Annotated in this window: 13 protein-coding genes; 11 read left to right on the top strand and 2 right to left on the bottom strand. The window is 33.4% G+C overall.

Annotated features, from left to right (window positions below):
* Positions 1–48: 48 nt before the first annotated feature.
* Complete coding sequence (locus SULYE_RS08185) at positions 49–213, bottom strand: hypothetical protein (protein ID WP_156784750.1); 165 nt, start codon at positions 211–213, stop codon at positions 49–51.
* 168 nt (positions 214–381) lie between these two features.
* Between SULYE_RS08185 and dnaX the strand changes: the two genes are divergently transcribed.
* The 11 genes from dnaX to queC all read left to right on the top strand — a co-directional run bounded on the left by dnaX (position 382) and on the right by queC (position 10,654).
* Positions 382–1,887, top strand: a complete 1,506-nt coding sequence (dnaX, locus tag SULYE_RS02200) for a DNA polymerase III subunit gamma/tau (protein WP_007546071.1) — start codon at positions 382–384, stop codon at positions 1,885–1,887.
* Complete coding sequence (locus SULYE_RS02195; RefSeq protein ID WP_007546070.1) at positions 1,880–2,212, top strand: YbaB/EbfC family nucleoid-associated protein; 333 nt, start codon at positions 1,880–1,882, stop codon at positions 2,210–2,212. The genes dnaX and SULYE_RS02195 overlap by 8 nt, the downstream gene beginning before the upstream one ends.
* Complete coding sequence (gene recR, locus SULYE_RS02190; RefSeq protein ID WP_007546069.1) at positions 2,209–2,811, top strand: recombination mediator RecR; 603 nt, start codon at positions 2,209–2,211, stop codon at positions 2,809–2,811. The genes SULYE_RS02195 and recR overlap by 4 nt, the downstream gene beginning before the upstream one ends.
* A 36-nt stretch (positions 2,812–2,847) precedes the next feature.
* Positions 2,848–3,066 carry a hypothetical protein gene (locus SULYE_RS02185; protein WP_007546068.1) on the top strand — a complete coding sequence of 73 codons (219 nt, stop codon included), beginning with the start codon at positions 2,848–2,850 and terminating at the stop codon, positions 3,064–3,066.
* 396 nt (positions 3,067–3,462) lie between these two features.
* Positions 3,463–4,593, top strand: coding sequence for a glutamine-hydrolyzing carbamoyl-phosphate synthase small subunit (gene carA, locus SULYE_RS02180; protein WP_007546065.1), 1,131 nt, complete (start codon positions 3,463–3,465; stop codon positions 4,591–4,593).
* Between the two features lie 19 nt (positions 4,594–4,612).
* Positions 4,613–5,803: a cation diffusion facilitator family transporter gene (locus tag SULYE_RS02175; protein ID WP_007546063.1), complete on the top strand. Its 1,191-nt coding sequence runs from the start codon at positions 4,613–4,615 to the stop codon at positions 5,801–5,803.
* 2 nt (positions 5,804–5,805) lie between these two features.
* Positions 5,806–6,651: a universal stress protein gene (locus SULYE_RS02170; RefSeq protein ID WP_007546062.1), complete on the top strand. Its 846-nt coding sequence runs from the start codon at positions 5,806–5,808 to the stop codon at positions 6,649–6,651.
* A gap of 11 nt (positions 6,652–6,662) precedes the next feature.
* A complete protein-coding gene (locus SULYE_RS02165; RefSeq protein WP_007546060.1) occupies positions 6,663–7,535 on the top strand; it encodes a prephenate dehydrogenase in 873 nt (290 codons plus the stop codon).
* Positions 7,536–7,543: 8 nt separating this feature from the next.
* Complete coding sequence (locus tag SULYE_RS02160) at positions 7,544–8,818, top strand: restriction endonuclease subunit S (RefSeq protein ID WP_007546058.1); 1,275 nt, start codon at positions 7,544–7,546, stop codon at positions 8,816–8,818.
* 56 nt (positions 8,819–8,874) lie between these two features.
* Complete coding sequence (gene prfB, locus SULYE_RS02155; protein ID WP_007546056.1) at positions 8,875–9,984, top strand: peptide chain release factor 2; 1,110 nt, start codon at positions 8,875–8,877, stop codon at positions 9,982–9,984.
* Between the two features lies 1 nt (position 9,985).
* Positions 9,986–10,654: a 7-cyano-7-deazaguanine synthase QueC gene (queC, locus tag SULYE_RS02150; protein ID WP_007546055.1), complete on the top strand. Its 669-nt coding sequence runs from the start codon at positions 9,986–9,988 to the stop codon at positions 10,652–10,654.
* A gap of 206 nt (positions 10,655–10,860) precedes the next feature.
* On the opposite strand, the gene SULYE_RS02145 is transcribed toward queC, so the two are convergent.
* On the bottom strand, positions 10,861–11,438 hold a 578-nt coding region (locus SULYE_RS02145; RefSeq protein ID WP_007546054.1), incomplete at its 5' end, for an NfeD family protein.

Here is an 11,438-nt window from a genome sequence, read left to right as displayed (position 1 = left end):
TTTTTATTGTCATTTGATGGGAAGAGGGCAAAAAAATGAGATTTTTCACTATAGCTTAGAAGCTGTTCCAAAAATCAATATTGTCATTCTGCAGCCGTGTGAAGAATCTCCTTCCTTTGTGTGCCCCAAGTCTGTCATTATGAGCGTAAGCGAAGAATCTGTGTCTTTGTATGCTCCCATTCCGTCATTCTGAGCGTCAGCGAAGAATCTCATTTTTGTTTTTGAACAGCATTAAAACATGAGACCCTCCGCCTTCGGCCTCAGGATGGCACGGAAAGGTAAACTTACAAGAATTTTGGAACACTCTCCTATAGCTTATTGCAAACATCTGTTTAATGGATTATAATTTATGAAATATTTAGGATTATTTTGAGGTAAACATTGGCTTACGAAGCTTTTTCAAGAAAGTATAGACCAAAATCTTTTAAAGAAGTGATAGGTCAGGAGCATGTTGTTAAGACTTTAAAAAATGCTGTAAAACTTGATAGGGTATCCCATGCTTACATCTTTTCCGGACCAAGAGGCGTTGGAAAAACAACTATAGCGAGAATCCTTGCAAAAGTCTTAAACTGTAAAAATCCGGTAGATTATGAACCTTGCAATCAGTGTGAAAACTGTATTGAAATAGATAAAGGCTCTTTTCCGGACATGTATGAAATTGACGCAGCATCTAACAGAGGTATAGATGATATAAGAATGATTCGAGATAACGTTGGATACCAGCCAATAAAAGGAAAATACAAAGTATATATAATAGATGAAGCACATATGCTTACAAAAGAAGCATTCAACGCCCTTTTAAAAACCTTAGAAGAACCACCACCAAGAAACATTTTTATCTTGGCAACAACAGAGCTTTACAAAATACCGGAAACCATAAAATCAAGATGTCAAACGTTTATATTTAAGCCACCAACAAAAGAGCAGATAAAAAACTATCTTCTTAGAATATTAAACAATGAAAAAATTCCATATGAAGAAGATGCGGTAGAACTATTAGCCCAAGAGCTTGAAGGTGGTATGAGAGATTCGGCAAGTCTTTTAGACCAAGCAGTAACTTATGCAGAAGGAAAGCTTACAAGAAAAGATGTAGAAGAAATTCTCGGAATAGTTCCATACAGCTATGTACAAAAGTTTTTAGGAAATATTAAAGAGTTAAAAATTGATGAAAACATAAAATTAATTGATACACTTGAAGATGAAGGATACGATATAAACGTATTTTGGAAACAGCTTTTAGAAGCTATTCATAAAACACTTATAGACTTAGCACTTGATAAAGAAGATAAAATCTTCTCAAAGGAAGATTTAAAATCTCTTATTTATTTAAAAACCATTTTCACAAAAGCATACTCAGAAGCAAGAACATTTTTTGACCCAAAACAGATTTATCATCTAACAATTTTAAAAACGTTGTATTTAGAAAGCATCAAAAAAATAGAGCAGCTTTTTACTGAAGGCGTTCAAGTTATCCCTAAAAAAGAACCTGAAGTATTAAAACAAGAAATCAAACCACAAGAAAAACAAGAAACTAAACAACAAGAAGAAATAAAGCCAAAAGAAGAGCAAAAACAGGATTTAAACAAAATCATTAGTCAGATTATAAAAAATGAAAAAGTTATAGCAGTAATAATGAAAAACGCAGAAATTAAAGAAGATGAAAATGCAGTTTACATAAAAGTTAAATCAAAAAGCGAAGAAGACATTTTAAGAGACAATATGAGCATTTTAACCAAATACTTCAGCAAAGAAATATTTATATCATCTCCGGAAGAAAAAAAAAGTAAAGTTAAAGAATCTAAAAAAGACGAGGCAGTAGAAAAGGTTTTAGAGCTTTTCCCCGGTTCAAAAATAATCACTTACAAAAAGGAGGATGATAATGTTTAACTTTGGAGATTTGGCTGAGTTAATGAAACAGGCACAAAGCATAAAAGAAAACATAGAAAAAGCAAAAGAAGAGCTTAAAAATGAAAAAATAGTCGTTGAAGTTGGCGGAGGAATGGTGAAGGTTGTATCTGATGGTCTTGGAACAATGTTAGATGTAGAAATAGATAAATCACTTCTTAATGAAAACGAATATCCAGTCTTAAAAGATTTGCTTATTGCAGCCATAAATGAAGTATCAGAAAGGTCTAAGGAGGTTATAGCAGATAAAATTTCTCAAGCTACCGGTCTTCCTATGAATATGTCTAAATTTGGTGGTATGTTTTGAATTTAGTTCCGGATAGTATTCAGCAGGTTATATCGGAAATATCTAGACTACCAGGTTATGGAGAAAAGACAGCCCAAAGATTAGCTGTCAATCTATTAAAAATGCCCAAAGGTGAAGCGGTAGACCTTGTAAGACACTTGGCTTTAATGCTTGACAAAGTTCATCTTTGCAGAGAATGCGGAATTTTTACAGAAAAAGAAATTTGTGATGTATGTAGTGATGAAAGTAGGGATAGGTCTGTTATCTGTGTAGTTGAAGAATCTTTTGATGCTTTTATGATTGAAAATACAGATAAATACAACGGACTTTATCATGTTTTAGGCGGAAGGCTTTCTCCGTTAGAGGGAATAGGTCCAGAAAAGCTAAACATAAAATCTTTGATTGACAGAATAAAAAAGCTGAATGTAAAAGAAATTATCTTTGCAACAAATCCAACAGTAGAAGGTGAAGCAACAGCAAACTATATACATAATTTGATAAAAAACTATCCTATAACCATCTCAAGATTAGCTTATGGCTTACCTTTTGGCGGAATATTAGAAAATGCAGATGATTTTACATTAGCAAAAGCATTGGAGAATAAACAGATTTTGAAGTGAGAAGTATTAAAAGAAGTATCAGGAGGTGATAAAAAGATGATGACTTTAACAGAAAAATGGAAATTGGACGGTAAATTAGAAACTTTAAGAGAGAATATAATAGACCTAATGGATGTTAGGTTTGGAGCGGTTGATGAGACAATAGTAGAAAAGATTAATAAAACAAACAATATAGATACTTTAAGACAGATTTTAAGATTAATTGGAAGAAGTCAAAGTTTAGACGAGGTTGTAAAAAAGTTAGAAAGTTTATAAACCTTTTTTGAATACATTTGAGAGTGTTTTAAAATTTTGATTAAGTCTAAAAATTAATTGGCTTTTTAATCGTCATTATGAAGCCAGCGAAGAATATTAGTTTTTATCTATCTGTAGTGTAAATCATAGCGTCAACGAATAATCTTATATTTTTTTCGAAAAATCAAAAAGAGGAGATTCTTCAAACTAAAGCCCTCGGGATTACGAAGAAAGTGAAAGCGTCTTACGTTAACAGTCCTTATATTCGTCGTTCTGAAGCCTGGGAAGAATCTCTGCCCCTTTTCTTCATGATTAAAAAGACTTTAAAAAATGATTAAAAAGGCTTTAAAAAGGTCAATTTACATTTCCACATCCTAACATGATAAAATATTATCTTAAAATGATTGAGGTTGTTTAATGGAAAGAGCGATTTTGGCACTTGAAGATGGTCATTTTTTCTATGGTTATGCATTTTCCGGCTTTAAATTAAAAGAAACCGGCGGAGAAGTAATCTTTAATACATCAATGACAGGATATCAAGAAATCCTAACAGACCCATCTTATAAAGGTCAGATTGTAGTTATGACAGGTGCAGAAATTGGAAACTACGGGATAAACGACGAAGACGATCAATCTGACAGAATTTGGGTTAATGGCTTTGTTGTAAAGGATGTCCCTACCAATTATTCAAATTATAGAGCAAAAAAAAGCTTAAGAGAGTACTTAGAAGAGAATAATGTAATCGGAATTTTTGGCGTAGATACAAGAGCTGTAGTTAGAGTTTTAAGAGACTATGGAGTAATGAAAGGATACATCGGCATTGGTGATATTCCACCCCAGGAAGCGGTAAGAAAAGCAAGAAGTGTTCCGGATATTTCAGAGCTTAACTTAGTTAAAGAAGTATCAACACCAAAAGTTTATAGATGGACTCAAAAAAGTTGGAAATGGCCGGAGGGTTATACGGAGCAAACAGAATTTCATTATAAAGTTGCAGTAATAGACTATGGCGTTAAAAAAGACATTTTAAGACTTCTTGCCGATAGAAATTTAGAGCTAATATGTTTTCCTCACAACGTTTCGGCAGAAGAGGTGTTAAGCATAAATCCGGATGGAATTTTCTTATCAAATGGACCGGGAGACCCGGCAATTTTAACCTATCAAATACAGCAGATAAAAAAACTTATTGCTTCAGAAAAGCCAATTTTTGGTATATGTCTTGGACATCAGCTTTTATCTTGGGCTTTTGGAAGCAAAACTTACAAGCTTGAATTTGGTCATCATGGTGGAAACCATCCGGTCAAAAATCTAAAAACAGGAAAAGTTGAGATTACAGCACAAAACCACAACTACGCAACAGATGAGTCTAAACTCCCCCAAGACGTTGAAATTACTCATATTAACTTAAATGATAACACAGTAGAAGGAATGAGACATAAAAATTATCCTGTATTTTCAATCCAGCATCATCCGGAAGCAGCACCGGGACCTCATGACTCATTCTATATCTTTGATGAATTTTATAATTTGATCAAAGCGTGTAAGAAGTAAGAGGTAAAAAATTAGAATAATGAATAACAACCATCACCAAACTTTAAAAGAGCGTTGGATACTTGGCTCTCTAACTTTAAACCTTTTTTTATCAATCTTAAAACTCGTTGTTGGACTTATCACAAATAGCCTTGGACTTATTGCTGAGGCTATCCACTCTTTTTCTGACCTCATAGCATCTGTCATATCATTTATCAGCGTAAAGATTACAGCAAAAAAATCAAAAGATTTTCCCTACGGTCTTTATAAAGTAGAAAACATAGCAGCTGTAATAATATCTTTTTTCTTATTCTTTGCATCGTATGAAATACTTAAAGAAGCATTTTTATCACATGAAAGCCATCAAGTAAAAAATCCAGAGTATGCAATCATCGTTATGTTGATTGCGATGGTTTTAACATTTCTCTATTCAAGACTTGAGAAGAAAGCCGGTGAAAAACTAAACTCTCCTGTTCTTGTTGCAGATGCCGAGCATATTTGGGCTGACTTTCTCTCTTCCATTATAGTTTTGATAGGTCTAATCAGTGTTTATTTTGGTTATAACTTAGATAAGTATGCAGCAGCAATCGTATCTATATTTATTTTTAAAAGCGGATTTGAAATTTTAAAAGATTCAATAAAAGTTTTGCTTGATTATTCATTAGACTTAGATGAGCTTAATAAAATCAAAAATTTAATTCTTAAAAATCCGGCAGTAGTTGATATAAAAGAAATAAAAGGAAGAACTGCGGGAAGTTATAAATTTATTGAAGCAGAGATACTTCTTTATAACATGTCTCTTAGAGAGGCACACAGAATCGTTGATGAAATCGCAGAGGAGATAAAACAAAAAATACAAAACATAGAATCTGTCGTAATCCATTACGAACCAGCAAGACAGGAAGGTTTAAGAATAGGCGTTTTATGTGATGAAAATCAAAACATAAAAGATTTTGAAACAGCAAGAGTCGTATGCATTTACGATATTAGCCAAGATTTAGAAATTCTTAGCAGTTATTCTATAGCTATAGAAGAAAACAATCTATCTAAACTCCTTTCAAAGCTTGGATTAGATGTTTTAGTGTCAAAAAATCATCCACTTGATTTTAAAGTAAGATTTTTACTATCAAAAAGTAGCATCATGGTATGGGAAACAGAAAAAAATAAAGTAGATGAATCGGTAAATGAAGTGGTAAAATCTTGGAAAGAATTTTTAAAAGGAGAGGTATAGTCATGATTGGCAGAATTCTTGTTGGATTGGATGGTTCAAAAATTAGTAAAGTAGCAGGTGAATATGGAATTTATCTATCAAAAAAATTAAAAAGACCGGTTGTAGGTATTCATATCATTGATATAAGACTATTAGAAGGACCTTTCTTATCAGATATAGCAGGTGGTCTTGGTTTTGCTGTTTACGGAGATTTAACAGCAAAAATAAAAGAAATTCTTGATGCAAAAGCAGATGCAATTTTAGATGAATTTGCTATAAAATGCAGAGAAGAAGGCGGTGATTGTTCTATTGCATCAGCTTATGGCGTGGTTGTAGATGAGCTTGTTAACATGGCTGACCCGGAGGATATATTGATAGTTGGAAAGAAAGGTGAGCATGCAGGATTTGCTCCACTTCTTCTTGGCTCTACAGCTGAAGCAGTAGCAAGAAAAGCACACTGTCCGGTAATGGTAACACCACCAGAATTTAGAGAAATAAAAAATATTTTACTTGCATTTGATGGAAGGGAAAAATCAGTCCATGCTGCAATCTATGTAAACTATTTAGCAAAAACATTACAAACAAATGTAAAAGTTATCTCTGTGTTTAAGGATAAAGTAGAAGACCAACCATTAGCAGAAAGCTTTAAAGAAAGGCTTGAGTCTATTCTTGAAGTTTCGTTTGAATTCATTGATAAATACGGCTTACCAGAGGATGTATTAGATGAATATATAACCACAAATAAAGACAATCTTGACCTTATTGTAATGGGTGCGTTTGGTGAAAGTATCGTTAAAGAGCTTATTCTTGGAAGTACAACAAACTATATAATGTCAAGGTCTCCTGTTCCTGTATTGCTTGTTAAGTAAGAGGTGATACAGTGGAAAAAGATTTTGGTGGATTTAAGGGAATTTTAATCATCGGTCTTGGAATAATTGGAGGGTCTTTAGCCTTAGCGTTAAGAAAAGAAGGTTATAAAGGAAAAATCTACGGGTTTGATTTAAATAAAAACAGAATAGAGAAAGCATTAGAGCTTAAAGCAATCGATGAAGGTTATGATTTTTATGAAATGATTCCTTGGGAAAATATAGATTTTGTAGTTTTATCAACACCTGTTAAAACCTTTGAAAGCATAGCATTAAAAATAAAACCTTTTTTGAAAGATGATACAGTTATATCTGATGTTGGCAGTGTAAAAGGTGATTTGGTTTTAAGATTGTATGAGATACTAAAGCCGCATGTTTTTGTAGGAGTCCATCCAATAGCAGGAACAGAAAAAGAAGGCATAGAAAATGCAAAGTATGATTTATTTAAAAATGCAAGATTGATATTAACCCCTGTTGGAGAAGATAGGGAGAAAATAGAAAAGGTTGAAAAGTTTTGGAAGGATATTGGCTCAAAAACAGAAATAATGGACCCACACTTACATGATTTTGTCTTTGCCAGTGTATCACATCTGCCCCATGCAATAGCTTTTGCACTTGTTGATAGCTTGATAGTTTTATCAAAAGAGACAGGGATTGATTTATTTAAATATCCGGGCGGAGGATTTAAAGACTTTACAAGAATAGCAGCAAGTTCACCAACGGTTTGGAAGGATATATTTTTAGAAAATAAAGAAAATGTTTTGCATACAATTGATGTTTTTGAAAAATCCTTAGAAAGGTTAAAAGAGGCTATCAAAAAAGAGGATGAGAAAGAGATTTTAAATATCTTGTCAGAAAGTAGAGAAAAGAGAATGTCGTTGGATTAGTTTTAGAAATGAAAGAGAGTAAAGGGTTTAAGGAAACTGAGATAGGTTTAATTCCAGAGGATTGGGAAGTTGTGAGGTTGGGAGAGGTTGCAGAGATAACAATGGGGCAATCACCACCAGGCGATACATATAACACCTATGGAAAAGGAATACCATTTCTTCAAGGAAAGGCTGAATTTGGTAATATTAGTCCAAAACATATAAAATATACAACAAAACCCTTGAAAATAGCTAAAAAAGGTAGCGTGTTAATCTCTGTAAGAGCACCTGTTGGAGATGTAAATATTGCAGATATGGACTACTGTATTGGTAGAGGATTAGCATCTTTAAATTTGAAAAACGGAATAAATGAATTTTTATTTTATTCTCTTTTGTTTTTTAAACATCTAATAGAAAAAGAAAGTTATGGCTCAGTATTTAATGCTATAAATAAAGAAAATTTAGCAAGACTTAAAATCCCCCTTCCACCACTTGAAGAGCAAAAAGCTATTGCTGATATTCTTTCTACTGTCCAAAATGCTATAGAAAAAGCAGAAAAAGTTATAAATGCTACAAAACAGCTTAAAAAGTCTATGATGAAGCATCTTTTTACTTATGGAGCTGTTGTAGTTGATGAAATTGATAAAGTTAAATTAAAAGAGTCTGAAATCGGATTAATTCCAGAACATTGGGAAGTTGTGAGATTGGGAGAGGTTGTTGACCTCGATAGAGGAATTTCTTGGAGGAAGTTTGAAGAAGGTAATAAAGATAACGGACATTTGATAATTTCTATTCCAAACATTAAAGATGGATATATTGACTTTAACTCAAAATATAATCATTATCTAATTAAGCATATTCCCAAGAATAAACAAATTCAATTGAACGATATTCTTTTTGTTGGTTCAAGCGGAAGTATTGAGAATGTTGGCAGAAATGTTTTTATTGAAAATCTTCCTTTTGAAGGTATTGGGTTTGCTTCTTTCGTATTTAGAGCAAGAGTAAAAGTTAATACTGTCATCCCAAAATTTTTGTATTTTATGGCAAATTCATATTGGTTTAATTATAAAGATTATGTTAGAAGGTCTTCCGATGGTAAGTATAATTTCCAGCTAACAGAATTCAAGTCTATAAAAATCCCCCTTCCACCACTTGACGAACAGCAAAAAATAGCTAACATTCTAACAACAATAGACCAAAAAATCCAAGCAGAAGAAAAGAAGAAAGTAGCATTACGAAGCTTATTTAAAACATTACTACACCAGCTTATGACAGGAAAAATTAGAGTTAGACATCCATCTTGAAATAACTTAAAATTTGATAAAATTATCATTTCAAAAAATTCTTTAAAGGTGCAGCGATGATAGTAGAAGAAATAAAGACTAAATGGGAAGAGATAAAAGAGAAGTGGGATAATTTAAAAGAGATTTTAAAGCCAGAAAAGTTAGAAGAGGAGATAAAACAACTTGATGATTTAATGGCAGACCCTAACTTTTGGAACGATACGAAAAAAGCTCAAGAAATCTCATCAAGAAGAAACTATTTAGGAGAAAAATTAGAAGAAATTTTAACAGTTGATGAAAAAATCAATAACCTTTTAGACTATATCACACTTCTTGAAATGGAAGAAGACCAAGAGCTTTATAACGAAGTTGAAAAAGAATTAAAAGAGATAGAAAAAGAAATCAGCAGATTAGAGCTTGGTAGCCTGTTATCGGATGAGATGGATTCAAAAAATGCAATCCTTACTGTTCAGGCTGGCTCAGGTGGAGTTGAAGCTTGCGACTGGACAGAGATGCTACTTAGAATGTATACAAGATGGGCAGAAAAGAGAGGCTATCAAGTTGAGCTTGTAGACTTTCAGCCGGATGATGTGGCAGGCGTTAAAAGTGCAACGGTGATTATAAAAGGACCTTATGCTTATGGATATTTAAAAGGAGAGCAAGGAGTTCATAGACTTGTAAGAATTTCTCCATTTGATGCAAACAAAAGAAGACATACATCCTTTTCAGCTGTTTCAGTAATTCCAGAAATTGATGAAGATATAAAAGTAGAAATAAACGAAGAAGACCTTAGAATAGATACATACAGAGCAGGCGGTGCAGGCGGTCAGCATGTAAACAAAACAGATTCAGCTGTTAGAATTACACATATTCCAACAGGTATTGTAGTTGCTTGTCAGAGCGAAAGGTCTCAGCTTCAAAACAAACTTAAAGCTATGAATATGCTTAAAGCAAAGCTTTATCAGTTAGAGCTTGAAAAAAGAAAAGAAAAACAAAAAGAGCTTGAAGGCGAGAAAAAAGATATCACATGGGGAAGTCAGATAAGGTCTTATGTTTTCCAGCCATATCAAATGGTCAAAGATTTAAGAACAGGATTTGAGACTGGAAATATAGAAGCCGTAATGGATGGAGAAATAGATGACTTTATAGAAAGCTATCTAAAATGGAAAGCAAAAGGCGGACAATAAAATGTTAAAGAAAGAAAATATAATCGTTTTATTATCCGGTGGAATGGATAGTGCTGTTTTACTATGGCTATCAAAAACTATGTTTAAAGATGTATATGCTATATCCTATTCTTATGGACAAAAACACAGCATAGAGCTTGAATATGCAAAAGAACTTTCAAAAATTGCAGGCGTAAAGGAGCATTTTATCGTTGAAGTGCCACACCTAAAACAGCTTAAAGGTAATGCTTTAACAGATGAGAATTTAGAAATTCCATCAGAAAACTATCCAGATGAACCACCCATAACCACCGTACCAATGAGAAATTTAATATTTTTGTCAATAGCAGCATCGTTTGCTGATGTTTATGAGATAGAAAATATAGGAATTGGCATACATTCCTTAGACTCACCATATCCGGACTGCAGGGCGGAGTTTGCATCATCTGCAGAAGCGGTTATAAATGCAAGTTCTGTGATGGTAGCAAAGAAGAAAAACAGAATAAAGATTTTTACTCCATTCTTAGGCATGGGTAAAACAGACATTGCAAAGCTTGGCAGGGAGCTTGGAGTTCCATTTGAAAAAACATACTCCTGTTATAAAGGAACTGTTCCACCCTGCGGAGAGTGTGCAACCTGCAGACAGAGAGAAGATGCTTTAAGAGAAGCTTTTTCAGATACCACAGCTTAAATTAAAGATTGTTTCAATTTGTCATTCTGAAGCCGTGCAAAGAATCTTCCACCTTTTCACCTTTACAGTGTCATTCTGAGCGTCAGCGAAGAATCTCCTGTTTTAAAAAAACATTAAAAGGAGTAGATCTTTCAACTTTACAGCCTTAGGGTAGCAAAGAAAGGATGCCTCATTCTTAGCTATACCAGAATCTCAGATTCCACAGATTAATCATCATCCGGTTTAGCTTTCCTAACTTTTAACTTCAAACCTTCTACTTTTTCTATGATTACCGTTTCATCTTTCTTTATCTCTTCATCTGAGTATGCAAACCAAAGCTCGCCATGATACATCACTTTTCCGTATTCTTTATTAATGTCTGTATAAGCCACTGCCTTATCTCCAATCATAGCCTCTGAGCCTGTTTTTGGTTTTTCTTTTTGAATTTTTGCACCTTTGTATGCCACTAAAAAGAAAAATACAGCACTGAAAATTACCGTTGGAATGATTACTTGCAATGATATACCACCATAAACTGAATCGGAAGGGATTAAAATAATAGAACCAAGAGCTAATGATATAACACCAGCAACAGCAAGCCCACCAAACAACGGAGTTATCATCTCTAAGATAAAGAATAAAACACCCAAACCTATCAAAATCACACCAAGCCAGTTTGCAGAGATGATATTTAGAGAATATAAAGCCAGTGCAAGAGAGATTGCTCCAACCGTTCCGGGGATGATAGAGCCGGGATTATAAAGCTCAAAGAAAATTCCATAAAATCCTATCATCAACAAGAAAT

It is taken from the genome of Sulfurihydrogenibium yellowstonense SS-5 (genome assembly GCF_000173615.1).
Taxonomy (GTDB): Bacteria; Aquificota; Aquificia; order Aquificales; family Hydrogenothermaceae; genus Sulfurihydrogenibium; species Sulfurihydrogenibium yellowstonense.
The sequence above is the reverse complement of the archived record's forward strand: the minus strand, read 5'-3'. Positions and strand labels throughout refer to the sequence as shown.